The 24,124-nt window shown below is 60.7% G+C and carries 22 protein-coding genes and 6 pseudogenes; 13 read left to right on the top strand and 15 right to left on the bottom strand.

Features of this window, described 5'->3' with window-relative positions; translation table 11 throughout:
- Positions 1 to 8: 8 nt before the first annotated feature.
- The gene (locus tag NKH23_RS06645; RefSeq protein WP_352912582.1) at positions 9 to 1,091 is read right to left on the bottom strand and encodes a substrate-binding domain-containing protein; all 1,083 of its coding nucleotides are present in this window, start codon (positions 1,089 to 1,091) and stop codon (positions 9 to 11) included.
- Positions 1,092 to 1,810: 719 nt separating this feature from the next.
- Between NKH23_RS06645 and NKH23_RS06640 the strand changes: the two genes are divergently transcribed.
- Complete coding sequence (locus tag NKH23_RS06640) at positions 1,811 to 2,047, top strand: hypothetical protein (RefSeq protein WP_352912583.1); 237 nt, start codon at positions 1,811 to 1,813, stop codon at positions 2,045 to 2,047.
- 229 nt (positions 2,048 to 2,276) lie between these two features.
- Here NKH23_RS06640 and NKH23_RS06635 read toward each other — a convergent pair whose 3' ends face one another.
- The gene (locus NKH23_RS06635; RefSeq protein ID WP_502912326.1) at positions 2,277 to 2,780 is read right to left on the bottom strand and encodes a site-specific integrase; all 504 of its coding nucleotides are present in this window, start codon (positions 2,778 to 2,780) and stop codon (positions 2,277 to 2,279) included.
- Between the two features lie 96 nt (positions 2,781 to 2,876).
- Between NKH23_RS06635 and NKH23_RS06630 the strand changes: the two genes are divergently transcribed.
- On the top strand, positions 2,877 to 3,062 hold the full coding sequence (locus tag NKH23_RS06630) for a hypothetical protein (protein ID WP_111549063.1): 186 nt from the start codon (positions 2,877 to 2,879) through the stop codon (positions 3,060 to 3,062).
- A gap of 837 nt (positions 3,063 to 3,899) precedes the next feature.
- Here the strand turns inward: NKH23_RS06630 and NKH23_RS06625 are convergent.
- From NKH23_RS06625 to NKH23_RS06585, 9 genes and pseudogenes are all read right to left on the bottom strand, one after another.
- Positions 3,900 to 5,114, bottom strand: a complete 1,215-nt coding sequence (locus NKH23_RS06625) for an NAD-dependent formate dehydrogenase (RefSeq protein ID WP_352912584.1) — start codon at positions 5,112 to 5,114, stop codon at positions 3,900 to 3,902.
- 441 nt (positions 5,115 to 5,555) lie between these two features.
- Positions 5,556 to 5,711, bottom strand: a complete 156-nt coding sequence (locus tag NKH23_RS34550; protein WP_502908371.1) for a hypothetical protein — start codon at positions 5,709 to 5,711, stop codon at positions 5,556 to 5,558.
- A 775-nt stretch (positions 5,712 to 6,486) separates the two neighbouring features.
- Positions 6,487 to 6,852: a 4a-hydroxytetrahydrobiopterin dehydratase gene (locus tag NKH23_RS06615; protein WP_352912585.1), complete on the bottom strand. Its 366-nt coding sequence runs from the start codon at positions 6,850 to 6,852 to the stop codon at positions 6,487 to 6,489.
- A 49-nt stretch (positions 6,853 to 6,901) separates the two neighbouring features.
- Positions 6,902 to 6,976, bottom strand: a pseudogene (locus NKH23_RS06610) (NADH-quinone oxidoreductase subunit D-related protein); the annotation flags it as partial.
- A 42-nt stretch (positions 6,977 to 7,018) separates the two neighbouring features.
- Complete coding sequence (groL, locus tag NKH23_RS06605) at positions 7,019 to 8,662, bottom strand: chaperonin GroEL (RefSeq protein ID WP_353034370.1); 1,644 nt, start codon at positions 8,660 to 8,662, stop codon at positions 7,019 to 7,021.
- A gap of 50 nt (positions 8,663 to 8,712) precedes the next feature.
- Positions 8,713 to 9,027 carry a co-chaperone GroES gene (locus NKH23_RS06600; RefSeq protein ID WP_352466759.1) on the bottom strand — a complete coding sequence of 105 codons (315 nt, stop codon included), beginning with the start codon at positions 9,025 to 9,027 and terminating at the stop codon, positions 8,713 to 8,715.
- Positions 9,028 to 9,660: 633 nt separating this feature from the next.
- On the bottom strand, positions 9,661 to 10,098 hold the full coding sequence (locus NKH23_RS06595; RefSeq protein WP_292659986.1) for a hypothetical protein: 438 nt from the start codon (positions 10,096 to 10,098) through the stop codon (positions 9,661 to 9,663).
- Between the two features lie 303 nt (positions 10,099 to 10,401).
- Positions 10,402 to 10,526, bottom strand: a pseudogene (locus NKH23_RS06590) (IS6 family transposase); the annotation flags it as partial.
- A gap of 668 nt (positions 10,527 to 11,194) precedes the next feature.
- Entirely contained in the window at positions 11,195 to 11,869 is a 675-nt protein-coding gene (locus tag NKH23_RS06585; protein WP_352979064.1) for a protein-L-isoaspartate(D-aspartate) O-methyltransferase, read from the bottom strand.
- A 663-nt stretch (positions 11,870 to 12,532) separates the two neighbouring features.
- Between NKH23_RS06585 and NKH23_RS06580 the strand changes: the two are divergent.
- The 8 genes and pseudogenes from NKH23_RS06580 to NKH23_RS06540 all read left to right on the top strand — a co-directional run.
- A pseudogene (locus NKH23_RS06580) lies at positions 12,533 to 12,832 on the top strand (diacylglycerol kinase); the annotation flags it as partial.
- 602 nt (positions 12,833 to 13,434) lie between these two features.
- A complete protein-coding gene (locus NKH23_RS06570) occupies positions 13,435 to 14,637 on the top strand; it encodes an ABC transporter substrate-binding protein (RefSeq protein WP_352912588.1) in 1,203 nt (400 codons plus the stop codon).
- A 76-nt stretch (positions 14,638 to 14,713) separates the two neighbouring features.
- Entirely contained in the window at positions 14,714 to 15,580 is an 867-nt protein-coding gene (locus NKH23_RS06565; RefSeq protein ID WP_352912589.1) for a branched-chain amino acid ABC transporter permease, read from the top strand.
- Between the two features lie 5 nt (positions 15,581 to 15,585).
- A complete protein-coding gene (locus NKH23_RS06560) occupies positions 15,586 to 16,560 on the top strand; it encodes a branched-chain amino acid ABC transporter permease (protein ID WP_292659991.1) in 975 nt (324 codons plus the stop codon).
- Between the two features lie 4 nt (positions 16,561 to 16,564).
- Positions 16,565 to 17,344, top strand: a complete 780-nt coding sequence (locus NKH23_RS06555) for an ABC transporter ATP-binding protein (protein ID WP_352912590.1) — start codon at positions 16,565 to 16,567, stop codon at positions 17,342 to 17,344.
- Between the two features lie 2 nt (positions 17,345 to 17,346).
- Positions 17,347 to 18,069, top strand: coding sequence for an ABC transporter ATP-binding protein (locus NKH23_RS06550; protein ID WP_352466752.1), 723 nt, complete (start codon positions 17,347 to 17,349; stop codon positions 18,067 to 18,069).
- 8 nt (positions 18,070 to 18,077) lie between these two features.
- Positions 18,078 to 18,818 (top strand): aspartate/glutamate racemase family protein, encoded by a 741-nt coding sequence (locus NKH23_RS06545; RefSeq protein ID WP_023722329.1) that lies wholly within the window; start codon positions 18,078 to 18,080, stop codon positions 18,816 to 18,818.
- A 102-nt stretch (positions 18,819 to 18,920) separates the two neighbouring features.
- Entirely contained in the window at positions 18,921 to 19,625 is a 705-nt protein-coding gene (locus NKH23_RS06540; RefSeq protein ID WP_023722328.1) for a GntR family transcriptional regulator, read from the top strand.
- 491 nt (positions 19,626 to 20,116) lie between these two features.
- Here the strand turns inward: NKH23_RS06540 and glnQ are convergent.
- Positions 20,117 to 20,257 (bottom strand): annotated as a pseudogene (glnQ, locus tag NKH23_RS06535) (glutamine ABC transporter ATP-binding protein GlnQ); the annotation flags it as partial.
- 40 nt (positions 20,258 to 20,297) lie between these two features.
- Positions 20,298 to 20,636 (bottom strand): annotated as a pseudogene (locus NKH23_RS06530) (DUF1612 domain-containing protein); the annotation flags it as partial.
- Between the two features lie 248 nt (positions 20,637 to 20,884).
- Between NKH23_RS06530 and NKH23_RS06525 the strand changes: the two are divergent.
- From NKH23_RS06525 to NKH23_RS06515, 3 genes are all read left to right on the top strand, one after another.
- Positions 20,885 to 21,142 carry a hypothetical protein gene (locus NKH23_RS06525; RefSeq protein WP_352466751.1) on the top strand — a complete coding sequence of 86 codons (258 nt, stop codon included), beginning with the start codon at positions 20,885 to 20,887 and terminating at the stop codon, positions 21,140 to 21,142.
- A gap of 406 nt (positions 21,143 to 21,548) precedes the next feature.
- Positions 21,549 to 21,950 (top strand): hypothetical protein, encoded by a 402-nt coding sequence (locus NKH23_RS34545; RefSeq protein ID WP_502912325.1) that lies wholly within the window; start codon positions 21,549 to 21,551, stop codon positions 21,948 to 21,950.
- Between the two features lie 117 nt (positions 21,951 to 22,067).
- On the top strand, positions 22,068 to 22,325 hold the full coding sequence (locus NKH23_RS06515; protein ID WP_352466750.1) for a hypothetical protein: 258 nt from the start codon (positions 22,068 to 22,070) through the stop codon (positions 22,323 to 22,325).
- Here the strand turns inward: NKH23_RS06515 and NKH23_RS34540 are convergent.
- Positions 22,309 to 22,596: pseudogene (locus NKH23_RS34540) on the bottom strand (hypothetical protein); the annotation flags it as partial. The gene NKH23_RS06515 and the pseudogene NKH23_RS34540 overlap by 17 nt on opposite strands.
- An 85-nt stretch (positions 22,597 to 22,681) precedes the next feature.
- A complete protein-coding gene (locus NKH23_RS06505; protein ID WP_352466749.1) occupies positions 22,682 to 24,013 on the bottom strand; it encodes a PQQ-dependent sugar dehydrogenase in 1,332 nt (443 codons plus the stop codon).
- Positions 24,014 to 24,124: the final 111 nt, after the last annotated feature.

The raw sequence follows: 24,124 nt of genomic DNA, 5'->3' as shown, positions 1-24,124 counted from the left end.
GAGCGGACTCAGTTCTCGAAGCGCTTGCCGACGTCCTCGACGGTCTCCTTCGTCACGAGTTGGGCGCGTGTGTCGAGGTTGGCCGCCGCGATGCCTCGATCGATCTCCAGATAGAGCTGCATGACCGGCCAGAAGCCCTGCAAGAAGGGCTGCTGCCCGAGCGCGCCGGTCAGATCGCCGCTCTTCATCGCATCCTGCTGGGCCGGACCGAGGTCGAAACCGTAGGCGCAGATCTTGCCGGTCATTCCGGTCTGAGCGACGGCCTTGGCAAGCGCCGGCGTGAACACGTTGTTGCCGGCGAAGGCGCCAACGACATCGCCGCGCGATTCGAACAGCGTCACGATGCCGTTCACCGGATCATTCGGATTGGTGTCGATACCGGTGTTCTCCGGACCCGCGTCGACCTTGAAGGCATCAAGCTTGCCGGCATCCTTCAAGCCCTTGACGATGGCGTTGAAAGCCGAAGTGACGCGATTGTTCACCTCGATGTTGCCCATTGCGGTCGACGACGGCAGGACGATCGAACCCTTCTCGATATCCTTGTCCGCGAGGCACTTGACGAGCGCCTCGCCGGCGATTGCGGCAGCGGAGGCGTCCTGGCCGGTGTGGCCGATGCCGCTGCGGTTGAGGATCGTGCCGTCAAAGGAATTGGTCGTGGCGACTGGTATGCCCTTCGCCTCGGCGGCCTTGACGATGTCGTTATAGGCGCCGACCTGGGGCGTTGTCATGATCAGCCCGTCGATCGTCGGATCCTGCACGATCTGGTTCAGGATTTCGATCTCGCGGGCAGGGTCGTCGGTCGGCGATTCCGAGCCGAGCAGCAGGATCTTGGCGCCGATCAGGTTGCCGGCGACGGTCGCGCCGACGTAGACCGGATCGAAGAAGCCATTGCCGGCAGTGTGTGTCACGATAGCGAAAGTGAGGTGACCATCGGCCGAATGGAAGTCCTTGGTACCGGGGGCCTCCTTTGCGGCTTCTTCGAAGCTGTAGCCGCCGACCGCCTTATCGACGCCGCCCGATTGTGCGTAGGCGTTCGATACGCCGAGCGATAACGCCGCGGCACACGCCGCGAGCGAGAAAATGCGTTTCATGATTTTCCTCCCTTGCAACCAACGGTCGGAAGCCGTTCGGGCGCATTTATTCAGGGATTCCGAATGCTTCCTCCCACCCCTCATATTCTGCCCAAAGCCCGCCCACGTAAATAGTGCTCCCACTTTCACCGACGAATTGGTTTAGAGCGGAAAAGCATCCGCCGTCGAAAGGTCACCTGACGCAAGTGAAGGCCGGCTGAGAGTTCGGAAGGCTTTTGGCCGGCGAAGCGCGATCCCGAACGGCAGTCAGCTCGACATGACGGTGTTCGAGAAGAAGATCGACGCCGGGGCAGCGGCGATACGGGAAGCGATGACTCATTCAGTGGACGGCCGATCCGCTGCTCGCAAGCGAGGATGGATACAGCACAATCGTCGCCAGAAATCGGCCAATGCGAATGACCGCAATTGTATAGTGACACGCCTTTGGCTGTCCCACCTGGGAAGGACCGTTTCTGGCGCAACCACGACTTGGGCTTCGCTGGCCGCTATGTCCGCTTGCGCGAAATGGCAACGTCGACCTGAGGTACCGAAATGCGGCGCATCTTGTCCATCCAGCCTTCAAATGACGGGTGCAATGACCGGCGTCATGCAGATCCTGCCTATGGATCGAGCCCTGTTCGCGCGCTTCATGGCAGCCAGGCTCCAAGGATTTCGCGACCGAGGCGTGCTCGGCACCGATTGCGGTTCGACGCTTCCGGCGCGTCTGCGGCAGGCGGGGCTTGGAGGTCGTCAGTCGCAAGGGCTGGTTGGTCGAGCGCTGGGCGGCCGCGCCTCGCCTCACGCATAACTATGTTCGCGACCTACTAGCCTATTTTGCCAGCGTCGCGCCGGGCTACGTCCTGCCTGACGCCGACCAGGCCTATTGGCAGGAACTAAAGGAGCGGCCGGATCGCCTGCTCGACGATCCGGACTTCTGCTACCGCGAGTTCTTCGTCGTCGCGGTCTGCCGGATTTAGCGCTCTGCCGCGACGGCTGACCTGCGGGCGGTTGCGCGGAACTTTCATCGAAGATCGTGCGTGACAGTTCAAGCATGTGGGCGTTGCAGTCCCGGTTGCGCATCGCGTTGACACCTGCGAAGTCCGCTTCTGGGGGGCGGGAGGGGCCGGCGGAATGACCGACATCAGGCGCAAAGCAGCCGTTAGCCCCAGACAAGGTCCGGTGCAATGCGGAAATGTCTTGGAGCAGCTAGTCCTCCTCGCTCATCAGTTCAGAAAGCAGGCGGCTGCTTGGAAGTGCGGGCCAGACAGAAGTGCGACGCTCCGTTTCTTTCCTTCGCGAGCGCCCGGCTTCCAGCATCCGGCTCGAGATGGCTTCTTGCTGCTGGCGCAGGTGATCGCTCAGCAGCTTGTTGCGTGTGATGTAGCCCGCATTAACGCCCGGGATCGAGTGGTTCATCAGCAGGTGAACGTCCAGCTCCGCAACGCCCGCGGTTTGGGCGATTGTGCGGAACGTCTGCCGTAGGTCATTCCCCCATTTCGAGAGATCGCTGCGTTTCTCTTTGTGCTCGACGATGTGACCGCTTTCGCTCTCGGCCGGAAAGAGCCATTCACGCGATTGCTCGCCGTAGAGAGCCCGGCCAATGCGCATCACTCGAACCAGACAGCGGATCATGGCGTTCGAAAGCGGAATGTCGAATGCCTTGACTTCGCCGCCCTTCGGCCTGGGTATGTGCAGGACAAGCGCGGCCACCGGCCCTGTGGAGCGCCAATGCTTGAATGTGGCACCGTGCTTTCATCCCCTACCGCCCTGAATTCCTGTATGCTTGGCGCAAAGGAACGACCAAAAATGGCCTTCACTGTCATCTGGTACGGAAGACAGGGCATCGTCGACAAGGAGACGTTCGACGCCGAGAAGACAGCGAAAGACCATGCAATCTCGATGTTCCAGACCCGAAAAGGTGACGATGGAATCGTCGCCGTTGAAGTTCGTAACGACAACGGCGCTGTGGTCTTTAGCCATGCGGAGAGCTAGCGATGGCCATCCGGTCTCGCGCAGTCGCTACCCAACCGTACGGGCGGCTTCATCGGCCCCGTAGAGCCCTACAAGATCCAAGGGGCGGTCTGGGGACTTCCTTCACCGTTTGCAGAAGCACCTGATTCAGAGCCACCAGTGCACGGTGGCGATCTGAACTGGACGAAATTCTCGGCTACTCTGTTAGCTTGATTTGCCTGCCGGCTGAATGTCGACTTTGACCCAAGCGGACATCGGCACTCATGCCACGACCACCCTACGCGGTAGCGACGCACCACCTCCACGATGCGGCATTGGGGCGGAGAGCCAGCGGTCGGCCTCAATATGTGCTTAGGCTCGGCGATCACGACTCACCGATGTCGACGACGGTCGCTAGGTCGCAGATCATCTGAGAGTGGAACATCACGGGCCGGCCGTCCTGCGGATCAATTCCGAAGGAATGCGTCATGACGGGCTCGAAGGCGCCGAGCGCATCCTGCTCCGCCTTATGGCGACCGACGAGCGATGATGCCGGATGCGTGGGGGTATAGATGGCAGATCGGGACACATCGGGAAGACTTGTCAGTCAACGAAATTTGAGAATGCATGCGCGGAAGCTGACTTGTTCCGGTTGGGATGAGTCCTGTCCAACCGCTCCGCCCTAGCGTGTTAACGCTAATCAGAGGCACGCACACATCAATCTTCTTTAGCGGACTTTGTCGAAGCGGCCAGCATCATCGTCCAATTTTTCTTGAGTTCGGCCTTGGTCTTTTCGTCAACCTTGGCAGCAGGACCCATGTTGATCTGCCCCCCACCCTTGTCTTCTTCCCGTCCGAGTCGAGCGCAGCGGAAATCGATCTAGCTCGGATCACTCCTGGCCTTAAAGCGTGCTGCCTCTTCCAAACCTCGGGTGGCGTCTCCCACGCTGTAGGAATGCGCACCGGCGCCGGCGAGCTTGCCGCCATCGACGATCAGATATTCCTCACGGATCGGCCGGCCTTCGAACCAGCATTCGAGAATTTCGCGGGTGCCCGCGGCGTAGCGCGCCTGGGCGGAGAGCGACGATCCTGAAATGTGCGGCGTCATGCCGTGATGCGGCATCGATCGCCACGGATGATCCTTGGGAGCCGGCTGCGGGAACCAGACGTCGCCGGCATAGCCAGCGAGTTGGCCACTCTCCAGCGCGCGGGCGATGGCGTCACGATTGCAGATCTTGCCGCGCGCCGTGTTCACCAGATAGGCGCCGCGTTTCATCCTGGCGATCATCGTCTCGTCGAAGAGATTCTCCGTCTCCGGATGCAGAGGTGCATTGATCGTGACCACGTCGCAGACGCCGACCATGGATGCGGGATCTTGGTGGAAGGTGACGCCAAGTTCTTTCTCGACCGCCTCAGGCAGTCGGTGGCGATCGGTGTAGTGCAACTTGACGTCGAACGGCTTCAGCCGGCGCAATACCGCGCTGCCGATCCGGCCGGCGCCGACGGTTCCGATCTGCATTCCCTCGATATCGTAGGAGCGTGCGACGCAGTCCGCGATATTCCAGCCGCCTTTCACGACCCACTGGTAGGACGGGATGTAGTTGCGCACGAGCCCCAGGATCATCATGACCACATGCTCGGACACGCTGATCGAATTGCAGTAAGTCACCTCGGCAACCGTGATGCCGCGGTCCATGGCGGCCTGAAGATCGACATGATCGGATCCGATGCCGGCGGTGATCGCAAGCTTCAGTCTGCTTGCCTTGGCTATTCGTTCTTCGGTCAGATATGCCGGCCAGAACGGCTGCGAGATCACGATTTCGGCGTCAACGAGTTCGCGTTCAAAAATGCTGGCGGGACCGTCTTTGTCCGAGGTCACCACCAGGCTGTGGCCCGCGCTTTCGAGAAATTTCCTCAGGCCGAGTTCGCCCGACGCGCTACCGAGCAAGACCCCCGGTTCAAAGTCGATGGCCTTCGGCGTGGGAAGTGTCTGGCCGCCGGGATAGCGGTCGAGCTTTGGCAGGCCGTCCCGCGCATATTTTGTCGGATAACCGTCGACCGGATCGTCATAGAGGACGCAAACGACCTTTGCCATTGTGTATCTTCCTTCGTCTGACAACGAAGAGGAAAACGCTCTGTTGTTAACGCTGCCGGCCAACGATGGTCGGCACGGCGATGCTCTGTTGAATTGCTGGTGGGGAGCAGACTCATCTGCCGGCGCTTCCTCATTCGGAAAGTTGTGCGCTATTGCGTATTACATGGAAGACCCGGGCATGGTTTCAAGTGCTGCGGGCGGCACTGGTGCAGCGTTCGAGTTCCTTTATTTCAGACCGCGCGCACGGTCTGCTGACAACAAATGCTTGATGCGGACACTTCAGAATTGCCGAGGTTGGGCACCGTGCATCATGATCACTGACAGGCTCCGACTTCGCAGGCCTCAAGGGCTTCTGCATCCCCTCAAAGATTGCAAAAAACCTGTTAGTCAGCGCTTATCAAGCAGAGGAATCTCGCATCGCTTGCCGCTCAGACGGTATTGCTAAGCCAGTTCGCAACGCTCACCGATGTCACCTGGAAATGGCGAAAGTGACGAGACAGACAAGGCCGTCGCCTGCAGCTGCACCTCGCCGCGATCATCGACGACGCACACCGCCGTCTCATCCATCGCAACATCCAGTCCACAAAAGAATTCCATTGTTCGCCTCCTGCGTTGCTTCACAGGCGCAGATCTTGCCGCCGAGTCGCCAGCCACCACCAGTCGCGCCGCGGCCGACGCACAGCTTTGCCGTCCCGCCAGGCGCCCGCCCCGATTACCGGCGGCCGTCCCTCCCGTCCCGCTGTCCCGCTCCCGTCCTTCCCGTCCTCCGCTATCTCTCCCCGTCCCCCTGAAACAACCCTCCCACTGCAGTTCCCGCGACGCAACAGACCGAAATGCGCTTGACCAGGAATGCCACTGCCAACGTGATGCTATGGAAGGGCACTGGACAAACAGGCTATCTGCGGCGGGTCTCGCAGCCGGACACACAAGCTATCGGGCCGAGGCTCGACCGCAGTTAAGTCAACTACGGCAACGTTCGTCGGCGACCGACTGTTGGGCGAATGAATCGCCGCGAACACTGCCTCTGCCGCAACATTCGCGTCACGGTCGCTACGCATTGCAACGTCATTCCGGATGTCGCCCGTGCGCGAAAACCGGCGAATGGAGGGCGCTCGCCTCGCCCGCTCCCTGCCGAGAGCGCGTCGGAATGGAAACCGCACCATTGATCAGCGATGCGCGCAGCTTCCCGGAAACCATGGATCAGCGGATAAGATCGTGCTGCTGGAGCGCGCCCGCCATTCACCATGCGTGGGAGGTTCCGCGCAAATAGCCGACGCCGAATGGGTGAGCCAAGCATGCAGACATCATTGTCATGGTGCTGCGGACGACAGTGCATAAACGACCTCACTTGATTGGCAATGGATTTGCCGTGTCACCGTTGGCGGTCGAGGGGCCGCCCCGCGCGATCGAGCATCCGATCGATCTTGCTCGCCATGATGAAATCGTTCTCGTGCAGTCCTTTGATCTTCTTGGTGCTCAGGGAAACCGTCACATAACCCCAGCCGAAGCTGATGTCGGGGTGATGGCCCTCGGTTTCGGCGAGCTCACCGATCTCCTGAACAAGGGTGAGCGCGTCCCGGAAATTGCGGCATCGAAAGCTCCGCTGGATGCGGTGGGCATCGTCACCCAGCTCCCAATCAGGAGCCTGTGCCTGGAACCCTTGGGCTTCATCACGCGTGAGCGGCGGGACGCCGCCGCGACAAGGCGTACATGTTTTCTCGGCAAGAGTGTCGGTCATGTTCTTGTCTCCAAGACCATTTTTAGCAGCAAATACGACAGCGACGAGCCTATCGATCGATCTCCCCGAACACGATGTCGAGCGAACCGATGATCGCCGAGATATCGGCTCGCATGTGCCCGCGTCGCTGGCCTTCCGTCGTCCTGGCTATAGTCTCAGGCGCCGCTCAGTAGTCCATTCCGCCCATTCCGCCCATACCTCCCGCGCCACCCATAGCGGGCGAAACCTTCTGCGGAATGTCCGCGATCATTGCTTCAGCGGTGATCAGGAGCGCGGCAATCGAGCCGGCATCCTGCAGGGCCGTCCGAACGACCTTGGCGGGGTCGACGATACCGGCCTTGATCATGTCGACATAGACTTCGTTCTGGGCGTCGAAGCCCTGATTGTGATCCTTGCTGTCGGAGAGCTTGCCGACGACGATCGAACCTTCAACGCCGGAATTCTCGGCAATCTGCCGGATCGGCGCTTCAAGTGCTCTCAGCACAATCGAAATACCTGCCGTCATGTCAGCATTCGCGCCAGTAAGCTCAGTCAAAGCTGCCTTGGCGCGCAAAAGCGCAACACCGCCGCCGGCAACGATGCCTTCTTCCACGGCTGCACGAGTGGCGTTCAGCGCATCATCGATGCGGTCCTTCTTTTCCTTGACTTCCGTCTCGGTCGCGCCGCCGACGCGAATGACAGCAACGCCGCCAGCCAGCTTGGCGAGACGTTCCTGGAGTTTCTCCTTGTCGTAATCCGAGGACGTTTCCTCGATCTGCAACTTGATCTGCTGGACGCGCGCCTGGATGGTGGTCTTCTCGCCGGCGCCGTCGATGATCGTGGTAGTGTCCTTCTCGATCAGCACACGCTTGGCGCGGCCGAGCATGTCTATGGTGATGTTCTCCAGCTTGATGCCGAGATCCTCGGAAATCATCTGTCCGGCGGTGAGCACGGCGATGTCTTCCAGCATCGCCTTGCGGCGGTCACCGAAGCCAGGCGCCTTGACGGCCGCGACCTTGAGGCCGCCGCGCAGCTTGTTGACGACCAGCGTCGCCAGCGCTTCGCCCTCGACGTCCTCGGAGATGATCAATAGCGGCCTTCCGCTTTGCACCACGGCTTCGAGGATGGGCAGCAGCGCCTGCAGATTGCCGAGCTTCTTCTCATGGATGAGAACGTAAGGGTCCTCCAGCTCCGCGCGCATCTTCTCGGCATCGGTGACGAAATAGGGCGAGAGATAGCCACGGTCGAACTGCATGCCTTCGACGACATCGAGTTCGGTTTCGGCGGTCTTGGCTTCTTCGACGGTGATCACGCCGTCATTGCCGACCTTGTTCATCGCCTTGGCGATCATGGCGCCGACCGACGCGTCGCCATTGGCGGCGATCGTACCAACCTGGGCGATCTCGTCCGAAGATTTGACTTTCCTGGCCCTGGCTTGAATGTCCTTCACCACAGCAGCCACAGCAAGGTCGATGCCGCGCTTGAGGTCCATCGGGTTCATGCCCGCGGCAACGAATTTGGCACCTTCGCGCAGGATGGAAGCGGCCAGCACCGTGGCGGTGGTGGTGCCGTCGCCGGCGAGGTCGTTGGTCTTCGAGGCCACTTCGCGCACCATCTGGGCGCCCATGTTCTCGAACTTGTCGGCAAGCTCGATTTCCTTGGCGACGGCGACACCATCCTTGGTGATGCGCGGCGCGCCATAGGCCTTGTCGATGACGACATTGCGGCCTTTGGGGCCGAGCGTCACCTTGACGGCGTTGTTCAGAATTTCGACGCCGCGAAGCATCCGGTCGCGGGCATCGGTAGCGAATTTGATTTCCTTGGCAGACATGATTTTAGGTCCAGTTCAGTCTTGAAATTGCGGGATCGGAAATCGCCCGGTCAGGCGGCTTTCTTGGCCGCTTTGGTCTTCTCGACGATGCCCAAAATGTCGCTCTCCTTCATGATCAGGAGGTCTTCGCCGTCGATCTTCACCTCGGTGCCGGACCATTGGCCGAACAGGATGAGATCGCCGGCCTTGACGTCGAGCGGGATCAGCTTGCCGCTCTCGTCACGCGAGCCCGGGCCCACGGCGATCACTTCGCCTTCCCGAGGCTTTTCCTTGGCGGTGTCGGGAATAATGATCCCGCCCTTGGATTTGGTATCGCCTTCCGCGCGCCGAATGACGACGCGGTCGTGGAGTGGCCGGAATTTCATTGGGGGTTCTTTCTGCCGCCGCACATAGAGCGACTGCAACACTTAACATAGCCCCTTTGGCACTCGAATGATAGGAGTGCCAAATTTTTAATTCCTCAAACCGAAAATATTTGAAATGTAAATCAGTCGTTGTTACCGGCGCTTTTGGCCGTCCGAAAGGCGGAGCCATAAGCAATTTTATTGTAATTCATCCCTCTTAATTTTGCCGACAACAGACTATATTAATCCGCAATTATGAACCAAACCTATTGAGCCTTGATTGAATGTGCATCGAGAGATATATACAGTTCGCGAAAATTTGGCACGATTTGGCTTTCCCGGTCCCGATCGACATAGGTCCGCGACCTTCGACCCACCATGAAGCACCGAATTTTCGACAGCGAATGTATAGCGCTTATCCGGCGCGCATGTCGCTCTGTTCGAGCCTTTGAACCACGGCGCTGACCACGGATGTACTGGCAGCATTGGGATCTTTCCGGTTCGGATGGAAAAGATGCAGGTCGGCGTGCTCCTGCGGAAAGCCGCACCCCCTCATGCAACGCAGCCTCCCGCGTGGGGAGCGCTTGCCTGCGCTACGGCGGCGGCTTTCCATGCGAGCCGCTTCAAAAATGATGCTGCGAAACGGCTCCGGCTTTATCCGACGAACGCCTCACGCATCCGAGCGAACATGCCGGGCTGTCTCCCGGCAATCGCCGCACGGATGTGACGGGCGGCCGTTACGGCGCTCACCGTCGCGCCGAAATGACAATAGCAGATGATCTCATGCAATTGCCTGTCGGTCAGTTCGAAGAACCGCTTCGCTTCGCCGTAGTTGTCGTTTTCCAACCCGGCGGCGCGGAGGACAGGATCCTCGAAAGCGACTGAGATCGGCGAGCCGTCGCCGCGCATGGCCCCGCGTGATCTAACCGGCTGATACTCGGTCTGGTGTAGCGTCGAGAGTCGCCGGTCAGGGTTCCGTTCAAGGAGCTCCGCCCAGCGTTCAAGACGTTCGCTGCGCGACATGGCCTGGCGCAGGTAGTCCTGATCGATCTCGGCGACGATCTGCAGTTGCTCAAGCGTCTGGTGCTTCATTTTAGCCTCCTATTCGGACGATAGTTGGCCCACCCATATCCTTCTTATACCTGCGGCCAGCGTGACTCCGACCGATCGTGAAGTCCAATCACGATGATGCTGGGAGGGCTTCCCCCCACGAAAATGCGGAGGCTTCGCAAAGATCCGGCCATTAATTTGGCGAACGCGGTCAAATGCGCGGCTGTTCGACGATGTCGGTCTGGAGTCCGTGCCGATCGAGGTGATCGACGGGCAGAGTCTGTGCTGGAGTAGCCCGGCTCATCGCTGGCCGGGCAGCGGGATCAAGCGAGTGGCAGTTTAGCTTCGAAACCGCCGAAGGCCGGGCTGATGCGAGTTCTCCGCCCGGTCGTTGGGCCCTTGTGGCTCCAGTGTACGACTTCCGGCATGACCTGGCGCCTGGCTACTCCGTAGGATCGCAGTTTGTCCGTGTCGAAACCATTATCGAAGTTACCCGGCCCGATGGCGGAGTGTTGCGGATTGCGCGATCCAAGGACCGGTCCGTCCATCAACCAACAAGTTGAGCGGAAGCCACCTCAAAAACGGTCCAGGCTGTGCGTCGTCAGGATGGTAGCCGAACCAGCGAAACAGCCAACCAGGTGTCCCTTCCTTCGACCTTTAGAGACTGAGCAGTCAGCTGCCGCCAAGCGAGAATGACGATCGCTCTCACTGCTGCGGCGCTGGTATCGGTGTGCCGCCAAACCAACCAGCCGCATACGCAATCACGACCAATACCACGATCACGGATACCACGCCGTACCAGAGGCGCCTGTCCTTGAGATCCATCGTTACCTCCTGCCCGCTACATGTTGGCCACTGGGCGAATTCCTTGAGCCTTTGGCCGTCATTTCCCAGATGAGCGACCCAGTGCCGTCTGGCAGGCACACAGTAGGCTGGATAAGGGGTCTTTGAGAAGCGCGCAATACGACCGCGCCGGCATGATCGCCAGCGGCTGCGACCGGCGGCTGCAGGCGTGCTCGACGAGTAGCGTTGCGGCATGGATGTCAAAAGATCGGCGATGCCATCCAGCGCCTGTGTGATCGATGCGGCGCGCGTTATCCTGATCTTCCAGCACGGCTCCGCGCAGCCGCACCCCTCATTAGACCGTTTCGAGACGGCTGAACCGAACCGGGATGAGTTTGCGAGTCTTCAGTTGCCCTGCCGCATCCTTGTCGATGACCGTCAGCAACTGCGCTTCTCCAGGTCCCACGGGCAGGACCAGGCGTCCCCCCGGTTTGAGCTGCTCAAGCAAAGCCGGCGGTGTCCGCTCAGCGGCCGCGGTGACCAGGATCTTGTCGAATGGGGCGTGCTCAGGCCAGCCGCGAGACCCGTCTCCGACACGAATGCCGACATTGGAGAAGCCGAGACCCCGCAGGAGAGCCTCGGCATGGCTTGCGAATTCCTCGATGATTTCGACGCTCCAAACTTGCCCGGCAAGGTCCGCGAGGATTGCGGTTTGGTAGCCTAGGCCGGTGCCGATCTCGAGCACTACCTCGTGCGGTTGCGGCGCAAGGAGATCGGTCATGAGAGCAACGATGAAGGGCTGCGAGACGGTTTTATCAAAGCCGATCGGCAGCGGCATGTCTTGGTAGGCATAAGGCGCAACTGATGCTGGCACGAAGAGGTGCCGCGGTATCCGCCTCATCGCCGCCAATACCCGCTCATCGAGCGCCGCCTTGCCAAGTTCTTCGCTTGCAAGATCGGTGTGAATTGCAATCATCTCGACCATGTGCCTGCGTAGAACCGCGAGGTGCTCTTCGTTCATCGGCTTCATGACGGTGGGGCGCTCCTCAACCAGTCTGCTGCCTGATAGCCTTATACCCTGTTCGTCTTGTCACAGTAACCATGTCGTCGAGAACGCGGCTTCGGTTGGGGCGGGTTGTACCGCCCTGCTATTTCGTCGCCGTCCTTGGTGCTCTCCCGTTCCTCGCACCGGGGTGGAACGGCGTGCGCATCAGAAGCTCGCCAGCCAGGCGACAACATCGATATAGCGGATCGCCAGCCAGTTGAGCACCAATAGGCCGAAGGCCAAAACGACGCCGAACCCTGCGCTGTCGCTCACCGGCTCCATCCCGTGCTGATCGTGCGTGATCTGGCGATTGACGATGACCGAACCTGGGCGAGCCAGCAGCGCTATTCGCGCTGCAGGCCGGCCATACGATAATCAGCGTTAGCCCGCGTGGCGCTGCTGAGAAGAACCGGAATTTCGTGATGGCTTGCCGCCGCCATTGGCGCGGCACTGGGGGACTGGCTGTCCTTCTGGATCGGCAAACGGCTTGGAAAGCGGGTTTCGCACTATTGGCCCCTCTCCTGTTCTTCGAGCGGTGGGGGGTCGCCGGCGCTTCTTCGGTCCCTTGCGTGCATCCGTACCCTTGGTGGCGGGCATCTGCGCGATGCCCGCTCTGACGTTTCAGTTTGCCAATATCGCTTCGGCTCGCCGGAGTTCGTAGCCGACGTTGCACGGTTTTTCGACGTCACGAGAGGACACGTCTTGCTCGCCGGTCCCAAGACGATCGCAAGCGTTCCGGATTTTGCTCGCGCGGATCGGGAACTTGTCGTCGTTCGCTCCAGTATGGATCCCGAGGACACGCTCAAGCGCTTTGCCGGCCGTGTCGTCTTCATCGGCGGCGGTCCACCGGTCTGGGACGCCTACGCGCGCTTCGTCAGCCACTGGGATGTCACGCGGCTGCCCTATGACGGGCCGACGGACCGCTGGTTCGATGCAAGATGGCTTACGGGGGTGTCGAAGTTGCCAGAAATCACCGCGACCAATGAAGGCTCGGCTCGTATCGATCTGGGATTATTTAGACCACCTCGCGACCCAAGTTCCAGACCGCATTTTATGCAACTTTACATCGAACACAGAACCGACACCGGTGCAGCTTGCAATTTTTTCGCCGAACGGCGTCACACGGTGATGGTCGTGCAGCACCAGCCCGCGCACAAAACGATCGCGGACTCCTTCCTGCAACTGGCGCAATCCCCCGAAAGTCCTGCGGAACCGTTGCGGAGGCCTTCACCTCGATACCGACGACCCGACCGCGTCGATCCTCGATCACGACGCCGACTTCGTCCTGATCCTTGGTCCGGTAGTGTGAGAAAGACACCCGTCGCTCTGACCACCATGCGAGCTTCAGGAATTCCGACACCACGAACCTCTCGAGCAAAGCACCGAACCGCGATCGGTCCTACGTTCTTCGCCTACGGCCGCTCACAAGATTGTCAACAATCTGAGAAAGTTTTGTTGACAGGTGATTGATTTGAGCCTTCACTCACAAAAGTCCGCGTATCGGTCGAGTTCTGTCGCAACAATGCGCGGCCTCCAAAGGGGAAAGAACAATGATCAACAGACGTTCAATAATCACATCCGCGGCGCGCGGCGCCGTCTCCGCGCTGGCAATCATGGCCGGCGGCACAATCGCGGTGCACGCCGCCAACAAGGAACTCAAGATCGGCTTTGTCGGCGTGACGAGTGGCGCGGCCGCTGCGTGGGGCACATCCAACGTCCGCTCGATGCAGACGCGCGCCGCCTGGATCAACGAAACCGGCGGTGTGAAGATTGGTGACGAGACCTACGACATCAAAATCGTCACCTTCGACGACCAGAAGGATCCGAAGCGGGCGATCGCCGGCATGGAGAAGATGGCCCAGGAGGGCATACACTATGTCGTCGGTCCGAATGTCGACGACGGCGCCGCGGCGGTGCGTCCCGTGGCTGAATCCAAGGGCATCATCTATTTTCCCTACGCGTTCCCGAAGGAACTCTACACCCCGCCGGCGTCCAACGCCGTGCTCGGCATGATCGCCAACTACCAGTCGGCTCCGGCGATCTACAAATATCTCATGGAAAACAGGGGCGTGAAGAAAGTTGCCTTTGTCGCCGCAAATGAATCCGATCCGCTGAGCCAGCGGGATGGCGGTGTTGCCGCGGCAAAGGCGCTCGGGCTCGAGGTTGTGGCTGCCACGGATGTCTACCAAAACGATACCCGCGATTTCACGCCGGTACTGACGCCGATCGTTTTGCAAAAACCGGACCTGCTGGTGCTTTCGGGTGTCGCGCCCGGCAATGCGCCGCTGCTGATCCGCGCCGCGCGCGAGCTCGGCTACGAGGGTCTGATCTCCACCGAAACGGCGCAGGATGCCAAGGTGCTGGAAGAGGGCGCGGGCGAGTTGGCCAACGGTTTCATCTCAGTCGGTGGCGCATCGACGCCCGAAATCGCGTCCGACACGATGAAGGAATTCGTCGACCGCTACACGAAAATGTTCGGCGAATACAATGACGAGTCCAACACCAAGGTCTACGCGCTCGAATACATCATCGAGACGCTGAAGGCGAACCCGGCCGCGATCGACAATGTCGAGGAGTTCAAGAAGACGATCGACACTTTCTCGGCGCCCAATCCCTATCTGAAGGACGATGCCAAGCTGACCTATGTCGGAATGACGTCGTTTGGCCAGAAGCGCCAGCTTTCGGTCCCGATGGTGGTCACGGAATACCGCGACGGCAAGTTCGAGACGCTCTTCGTCGCTCAAGTCGATTGACGCAACTGCACCGAAGCGGATTGCCGCAGAGGCTCGAGCATTCGTCTTCAGCCTCTGAACGGCCGGAACCATCCTGATGGAACAAATCATCGCCAACGGGCTTTATCTTGGCGCGCAATACGCCTTGATCGCGCTCGGTCTGACCCTGATCTTCGCGCTGATGAACGTGCTTAACTTTGCCCATGGGCAGATGTACGTTCTCGGCGGCTTCGTCACCTACACCGTCTATGGCCAGCTCGGCATGCCTTTCGTCGTCGCGCTCGTCGCGTCCGGGATCACGCTGCTGGTCATTGGAGCGCTTGTCGAGAAATTCCTTTTCAGGACGGTGATTAAGCGAAGCGTGCGGGAGGAAAGTACGATGCTTCTCGCGGCGGCAGTCGCATTCTTCCTCGACGCCGTGATCCTCCTCCTGTTCGGCGAAAAGCAGCGCGGCGTGCCGAAGATCGTCAAAGGCGTCTTCGTCTCCGACAGCCTCATAATGCCTAACGACCGGCTGCTGGTCGGCGCACTCGCCATACTGTTCATCGCCTCCTTCGTGCTTTTCATGCAGTACAGCAAGCCGGGACGCGCCATGCGGGCGCTGGCGCAGGACCGGGTCGCGGCGCAGCTGATGGGCGTCGAGGTCGACCGCTATTCGATGATCGGCTTTGCGCTCGGCGCCATGCTTGCCGGCATAGTCGGGGGGCTGCTGGTCGCCATCACCGGCGTCAATTCGGGCATCGGCGGGCCGATCTCGATCAAGGCGTTCTTGATGGTGATGATCGGCGGGGCCGGCGTGGTCAGCGGAGCGATCGCCGGCGGCTTCATCCTCGGCATGATGGAATCGGTCGGCCTGACGGTCCTACGCCAATATGGCGACGTCACTTATCTCGTCATCTTCGCCGCGCTGATGGTGTTCCTGAGCATCCGCCCGAACGGGCTCATGGGCAAGCCGTGGGGATGATGGACATGAAGCGTACACGCAACATCCTCGCCGTCGCTGTCTTCCTGCTGGTCGTACTCGTCGGCGTGCCCTGGCTGATCGAGGCGACCGGTCGGCTCGACCTCTACTACACGCTGACCTCGGTCGCGCTGCTCAGCATCGCCAGCGCCGGGGTGTGGGTGACTTTCTACATCGGCCGCATCAATATCGGCCAAGGGGCCTTCGCGCTTATGGGCGGCTATGTTTCGGCCATTCTTGTCGTCCAGTACGGTGTGTCGTTCTGGCTGACACTGCCGCTGGCTGGGCTATTCTGCGCCGCTGCAAGCGTGCTGATCGGACTGCCCATCCTCAGGCTTCGCGGCGTCTATTTCGCCATGGTCACGCTGGTTTTGACCGAAGTGGCGCGGCTGCTCGCGCTGGCGCTGCCGATCACCAACGGAGCCAAGGGCATGGTCAGCATTCCGCTCCCCGGCGGCATCTCGATCTTCGGGCTGACCATCCTTCCAGATTTCGCGACGCTCGCCAATCCGCGTCCCGCCTTCTATCTGGTGTCGGTTGTGCTGATGGTGCTGTGCTTTGCGGCGCTCTACCGCCTAGTCCATTCGCGCATTGGCAAACTCTGCCAGTCGTTGCAGCAGAACGAGGAACTGGCCTCCTCGATCGGCGTCAACATCGCCTATCTGCGCGTTATCGCCTACGCCTTCTCCTCATTCCTCGGCGGTCTCGGCGGTGCGATGTTCGTCGCCATCTCGCAGTCGATCTATCCGTCGAGCTTCACCGTCACCGACTCGGTGAACTTCATGCTGAACTGCTTCCTCGGCGGGCTCGGCCACGTCTTCGGGCCGATGATCGGCACCTTCGTGCTCTATTTCGGCTGGGATTTCCTGTTCGAGACCGGCGAGTTCCAGTTGCTGATCTTCTCTTCGGTGCTGATCGCGCTGATGCTGTTCCTTCCCAACGGCCTGCTCAGCCTCAGGCTGTTCGGCAAGAAGCAGGGCTAGGACCATGACTGAGCTTCTCCAGATCAAGGCCGTGACCAAACGCTTCGGCGGGCTGGTCGCGGTCAACAATGTTTCCTTCGCGGTCCGCGAACGCGAAATCCTCTCCGTCATCGGCCCCAACGGCGCCGGCAAGTCGACGCTGTTCAAGTTGATTTCCTCTTTCCTCAATCCGACCTCGGGCGAAGTGCTATTCCGGGGAGAGCGGATTTCAGGCCTAGCGCCGCATATCGTCGCCCGGAAGGGCGTGGTGCGCACGTTCCAGGAGACGACGATCTTCAAGGGCATGACGGTGCGCGACAATGTCATCATCGCGCATCACTTGCGTTCCAACGCCAGCCTTGCCGGCTTCTATCTCGGCACGAACACCGCACGGCGCGACGAGGATGAATTCGGCCGCTCGGCCGACGAGATCATCGACTTCCTCGATCTCGGCGCGCAACGGCATGAGATCGCCAGCACGCTGCCGCACGGCCATCTGCGCGCGCTCGGGATTGCCATCGGGCTCGCTACCAACCCGACCGTGATTCTGCTCGACGAGCCCTTCGCCGGCATGAACCATGACGAAACCGTACGCGCGGTGGAGATGGTGCGCGACGTGCGGAAGCGCGGCGTGACTGTCCTGCTGGTCGAGCACGATATGCCCGCCGTCATGAACATTTCCGACCGCATCGTCGTCCTGAACTTCGGTGTGAAAATCGCCGAGGGAACGCCGAAGGGAATCCAGGAGAACGAAAAGGTCATCGAGGCCTATCTCGGCGCCGAAGATGAGGCGATCGGATTTTAGCCATGAGCGAACTGCTGAAAGTCTCCGACGTCGAACTCTACTACGACCATGTCTATGCACTGAAGGGCGTGTCGCTCAACGTCAACGAGGGCGAGACCGTCGCGCTGATCGGCGCGAACGGCGCGGGCAAATCCTCGATCCTGCGCGCCATCACCGGCCTGAAGAAAGTTCGCAGCGGCGAGATTCATTTCCGGGGCCACCGCATCGACGGAACGCGCCCGGACGAGCTGGTCAGGATGGGCATCGCCATGGTGCCGGAGGGTCGGCGCGTCTTTTCCTACATGACGGTGCGCGACAATCTGATGATGGGCGCCTTCACCCGCACCGACAAGGCCGAAATCGCCAGGACGCTGGACATGGTGCTCACGCGCTTTCCGCGCCTGAAGGAACGCTATTCCCAGACGGCGGGCACGATGAGCGGCGGCGAACAGCAGATGCTGGTGATCGGGCGGGCGCTGATGGCCAAACCGAAGCTTCTGCTGCTCGATGAACCCTCGCTCGGCGTCGCGCCGAAGCTCGTCCAGGACATCGCCCGCTCCATCGTGGCGATCAATCGCGACGAAAAGGTCAGCGTTCTCTTGGTCGAGCAGAATTCGCGCATGGCGCTGCGCATCTCGCAGCGCGCCTACGCACTGACGACCGGAAAGATCGCGCTGGCCGGACATTCGGCTGAGCTGCTTGGCGACGACCGGGTCAAGAAACTCTATCTCGGCGGGGAAATATGAAAGCGCAAATGGACATACTCGTCGTCAATCCCAACACCACTGCGTCCATGACCGAAAAGATCGGCGAGGCGGCGCGCGGCGCGGCTTCGGCCGGCACCAGGATCATCGCCGTCAATCCGAAGGACGGGCCGCCGAGCGTCGAAGGCTATTTCGACGAGGTCTTCGCCATCCCGGGAATGATCGGCGAGATCCAGAGACATCCGGCGGCGAGCGCCTGCGTTATCGCCTGCTTCGACGACACCGGCCTCGACGCAGTACGCTGCGTCGGCGAGATGCCGGTGGTCGGCATCGGCGAAGCGGCGTTTCACATGGCGAGCCTAATTGCCGGCAAGTTCAGCGTGGTGACCACGCTGTCGCGTTCGGTGCCGGCGATCGAGCACAATCTGGTGCGCTACGGCCTCGCCAGCCGCTGCGCCAGGGTGCGGGCAAGCGACGTTCCCGTTCTAGAGCTCGAAGTGCCCGGCTCCAACGCCCGCCATCGAATTTCGGAGGAGATCGAGCGCGCCATCCGCGACGACCGGGCCGAAGCGATTGTGCTGGGATGCGCCGGCATGGCCGACCTCGCCGCCGCGCTCAGCCGCGAACATGGCCTTCCTGTGCTCGACGGCGTCGCCTGCGCCGTACAACTCTGCGAGAGCCTCGTCAGCCTTGGCTTGTCGACCTCGAAGCGCGGCGGCTACCAGGTTCCACTCGAAAAATCCTTCGCCGGAATCTTTGCGCCCTTTTCGCCCTCCGGCCGTGTATCCTGATGCGTGCAAAATTGTTGACACTCCCACACAGGATGTTCGATGTCCGGCCGGAAACGCGGTGTTCGCGCCGCTATGCGATCCGGCCGCCGGGACAATGAGACGATGGACCTGCTTGGACCAAAGACACGGGATGGCGACAAGCCGACGATGCGCTGGTTTCCGGTCTATGCCGGCCTGCGCGACGCCATCGTCAGCCATCGCCTCGCACCGGGCACAAAGCTGCCCGAGGACGAGCTCGCCTCGATCTATTCGGTGAGCCGCGCGGTGATACGCGCGGCGCTGCAGGCGCTGTCGCATGACCGCTTGGCTCGGCTCGAGCCGAACCGCGGCGCGTTCGTCGCTCAGCCGACCAAGCAGGAAGCGCGCGAGGTGTTCGAAGCGCGGGCGCTGATCGAGCCCAAGGTCGCGGCGCTTGCCGCCGAAGTGGCAAAGCCGGCCGAGATCGCGCAACTGCGGCTTCATCTCGAAAAAGAGCACGAGGCCCTGCATGCCGGCCGCGACAGCGACGCCATAATGCTGTCGGCAAAATTCCATGTCGGCATCGCTGAAATCGCCGGCCATTCGATCCTGACCGGCTTCGTCAAGGACCTGTTGTCGCGGTCGTCGCTGATCATCGCGCTCTACTGGCGCCGCCGCGACACCACCTGCGAAAGCCACGCCCATCACGCCCTCGTTGATTCCATCGAAAAGCACGACGCAAAGAACGCGTCCGACCTGATGCAAAGTCATCTCATCGACCTTCTGTCGGGCCTTGATCTGTCGCTTGGCGAGAAGAAGCCCGAGAGCCTGTCGGACATCTTGCGCTGATCTCCGCTGTCAAACTCTTCGCCGGAGTTCGCCCATGTCCCCACGTGCTGGGCGTGATCGAAGCAATGCATAGCATGCATCGGTCCATGAGGACTGCTTCTTCGTTCCTGCCGTCATAACAGTAGCGCTCGTTGAGTCCGCGGCGCTGCCCTCCAGCTTCACCTACTCCTGCTGCCGCACAACGGGGCACGCAGTCGCAGCAAGGATTGGGCAAACTGCCGGTTTTTCTTACGGCCTTTAGATACGACCTGATGCGATCGGTCGATGGCCCTCGCGAGAGGCCAGTTCCAGACTGCAATCTTATGCGACTTTCGAAGCACAAAGCGTGCACATCGAACCCGAAGGCGGCTTTGCTACCCGACCCTGGACGCCAGTTTCGCGCCCCAAGGAAACAGCGATCAGCAGCGTGGCATTGGAGGTCTCGGTTGGGGCCGGAAGCAGACTGTCCGCTTTCCGAAAGCGACGTGAAAAAGCAGCCTTTTTCTGGAAGTCTAATGCTTCAGTATCTGGCTGAGGAACAACTTCGTTCGATCATGGCGCGGGTTGCCGAAAAACGCGTCGGGCATGCCCTCCTCGACGATCTGCCCAGCGTCCATGAAGATCACCCGGTCGGCGACCTTTGCGCCGTTCCCTGGCAATCAGGCGCAGCCCCAAATTAAGAGCAAAAAGATGCGAACTAACCTTGCCGCGCTCCCTGAGCAGCGCGGCCACCAGCAGATTGCCAAGCCCGTGCTGGTGCTGCAGTGGTTCGATGTCTTGCCACGCCTCCCAGGCAATCGCCGCGGCCAGCACGGCCGGGATGTTGTCGCCGCGCAGCCGCTCAACGACGGCGAGCCAGTCGACCAGCCGCTGGTCCTCGTTCCAGTCGAGATCGCGGATCAGCGGCCCGAGACCGTCCGGCAAGGCCTCCCGCGCGTTTGCCCCTTGCCCTTCCGTCTGGACCTCCGGGCTGTCCGCGGCGCGCGGCGCGATTTTTTCGCTGGCCAGCAGTCGGCCGGAGCGGGCCAACACGGCGTCGATCTCCGCCAGCTCTTCGGCAAGAGCGTCCTCCTGGCCGGTGTCTTCGGCAAGGCTTTCGTCGACGTCGTAATCCGCCCCACCGGCCGCCGTCCCTGAATCGGGACGGGAGCCAACCTGCCCCGCGCTAGACCGGTCGCCGCCGCCCTGCCTTCGCGGCCGCGCAACGCCAAAATGCCTACGCGAGAAAGCGCCCAGTCGGGTGGGTGCAAAAGAATGCGGCGGCGGGTGCGCAGCACGGCATGCGCCCGGGTGAGCTCGTGGCTCGGGATGCGGATGTCCATATTTGCGTCGTGCAGGACGAGGTCTTCCATGTGGACGAGTTCGCCTTCCAGCCAGAGCGCCGCGGCCGCGTCGGCAAAATGCTGGCGTTGCAAAAAACCGTCGCGGACAGGGCTTTTGTACACGCGCTCATCGAGGCGGGCCACAAGGTCTTCGGCGCGTGCGAGCGGCCCCAGCAGGGTGTTCAGCGGCAGAGTGGTGAAGTCGTAAGCCATTGATTCTTTTGTAGCCGATTCGCGTAGCGGAAGCTATCTCGCCATTTAGTTCCGTCACAGCGGATTATCTCCGCAGCATTCTTCACTATCGATAATTACCTCTTATCGATACTTGGACAATTACAATAAGACAGCCCAGTACTATTTCCCCGGCTCTTTCCGGCCGAGACCCATCAAGAACAACACTGCATTTTTCCGATCATCGCCTTTGGGACCCCAGACTCGTGGGTTGCTGCTATGCCGCATGCCGTCGATAGCAGAAGAAGGCGTCGTCGATAGTGGGTGTTGCGATATAGCGCTCTCCCGCTACCAAAATTCAGATAAGTAATCGAAATAACGAGCAAATCGTGGCGCCGCAAACCCTTCGCGCGCCTCGGCTTGTGCAGATTCCGGCAAGGCTGGAGTCGAGTTGAGCCAAGAGCGGACGAACAATGCGAAGCGTCTCAATGGCAATTCCGACGTCACGTTCGACACGCTGCACGCGTCGATTGATCCGGTCGAGGCGGCGAGTAACCGCCGCTTGCTTTCGCTCTTCGGCATCAGCCGGCAGCAAAGACGCGAGCGCAGCCTCGGCGACCAGGGACAGCGAGACCTCGCGCCGTCCAGCGTAGTGCTCGAAGCAGAGCGGTCGCTCTGTTCTGCCACCTCCTGCAAAGCCGCATTCAGTCGCGATCGACTACATCGCTCTCAAGAAGGTGCCCGGCGGCGGAAACGGTTAAAACGCCTGCTTTTTCGCCGGCAGCTCAGCCGCTTTCCGTCGAAGGGTGAACCCCGTTCCCTAGTCCGAAATGGTTACTTGCGCTGCAGCTAATGTAGTTACAATCTTGTGCCGTCGAAAGCCGCATGGGCCGGCCAGGCGCGAGTACCGTCTTCGCCGGCGTCTCAAAGCAGTCGACCACACGTTTGCGGTGCCCTAAGGGGGAAATCAATGAGATTGACGATTATTTGTGGGGCAATTGTGATTGCCGTATCCACCGCCGCCGTTGCGCACGAGAAAGAGAAGGTGGTCAGTACAGAAGTAACGTCGGCCTGCGCCGACCTGTCGGGCAGCACGATCAAGAAAAACAGGGAAACAAAGGTGGATTGCAGTTCAACCGGAACTGTCTCCAGCGCAATTTCGAAAGACAAATCGGAGCCGCGCCTGGGCTATGAAACGGTTAATCCTGCAATCATATCGATCTATTAGCTGAGGAAACAGCAGGCCGGTCTATCGGGGTCCAGGCTTCGGGAGCAGGGCAAGGACCGACACGCGGCCACATTGCCTGCGGACCGTTCGTCGCGTAGTGGCTTAGGGTCGAAAACAGATCGAGCCGCGAAGCATCACCGGTGATCGCCTCAGCGGGCAGCGTGCCCGACAGCGTCGACAGGATCACCCCCTTGCCCGAATAGCCATGCGCAAAATAGAACTCGCCGTAGCGACCGACATGCGGCAGGCGCGATGTCGTCGCCTGGCATATGCATCGAAACCGTAGCCGAATGCAGCCATATCGGGCGTGGCGCTGTAGCCGAAGGCTGAGGTCGGAATCAGAAAGGCACCTGCGCTCAACGGCCATTCGCCCGGCGGACCCGCCAGATGACGTTACCGACGTCATCGGCGACGAGCAGTGCGCCAGTCTGATCGATAGCAACGCCGACCGGACGGCCCATCGCCTCGCCATTACGCCCGATGAAGCCAGTGAGCACATCTTTCGGAGAACCGCTCGGTTGGCCACCATGGAACGGCACGAAGATCACCTTGTAGCCGCTGTGCACGCTTCTATTCCACGATCCGTGCTGGCCGACGAAGGCGCCGTTGCCATAGGCCGGACCGAGCCGGGCGCCTTTGGAGAAGGTCAGTCCCAGCGAGGCGGTATGAGAGCCCAGGGCGTAATCGGGCTTGATCGCTGTCGCCACGAGATCGGGGCGCTGCGGCTTGGCGCGTTCGTCGACGTTCTGTCCGTAGTAGCTGTAGGGCCAGCCGTAGAAAGCACCGTCACGAACCGAGGTCATGTAATCCGGCACAAGGTCGTCGCCGATCTCGTCACGCTCGTTCACGGCGACCCAAAGCTCGCCAGTTCCAGGATTCCAGGAGAGCCCGTTCGGGTTGCGCAGGCCCGAGGCGAAGACCCGAGTGCGGCGGGTCGACCGATCCACTTCAAGGACAGCGGCGCGGTTCTTCTCCGCGGCTATGCCATTTTCTCCAACGTTGCTGTTGGAACCAACGGTGACATAGAGCTTGCGTCCATCCGGAGTTGCTATCACGTCCTTGGTCCAATGATGGTTGAGGTCCCCGGCCGGCAAGTCGATGATCTTTTCCGGCGACGTGCTGACTCGGGTCTGGCCAGTGGAGTAGGGGAAAGCGACGAGCGCGTCGGTATTCGCGACAAAGAGCTTGCCTTTGGACAGCGTCATGCCGAAGGGCGAATTGAGGCCTTCCGCGAACGTCGTGCGCACATCCGCAATGCCGTCGCCATCGGTGTCGCGCAGGAGCGTGATGCGGTTGGCGCTTTTGGTCGCGGCGCCAGCCCGCTTCATAGCCAGGTCCATGAACACCTTTCTAAGACTGAAGCCTTCGTCATGCTTGGCAGGGGCATTGGTTTCAGCAACCAGCACGTCGCCGTTCGGAAGCACATGCAGCCAGCGCGGATGGTCGAGACCGGTGGCGAAGGCGTTCACTGTCAGCCCCTTCGCCGGGGTCGGCATACCTCCTTTCTGCCAGCCTTTCGCCTCGGCTATGTTAACAGTCGGGATCAGCGTCGGTCTTGGTTTCGGTAAGGTGGGGTTGGGGCCATAGCCGGTTATTGCCCCGGTTTTTTGCGCCGGAATGCCAGCGCAGCTTGCCATGACGGCGCCCAACACCGCTACGAGTACGCTTCCTCGGAAGCCGGCATGCATCGGACGTCCTCCGCATGGATTTGTGTCGCGCTCTTTGTGCAAACGGAAGTCAGTGGCTTATTCTTCCAATTGCTTCGAAAAAAACAGCGGCGCTAGTGATCCGAGGGCCAG

This window comes from Mesorhizobium sp. M1328 (assembly GCF_040318075.1).
In the GTDB taxonomy this organism is placed as follows: Bacteria; Pseudomonadota; Alphaproteobacteria; order Rhizobiales; family Rhizobiaceae; genus Mesorhizobium.
The sequence above is the reverse complement of the archived record's forward strand: the minus strand, read 5'-3'. Positions and strand labels throughout refer to the sequence as shown.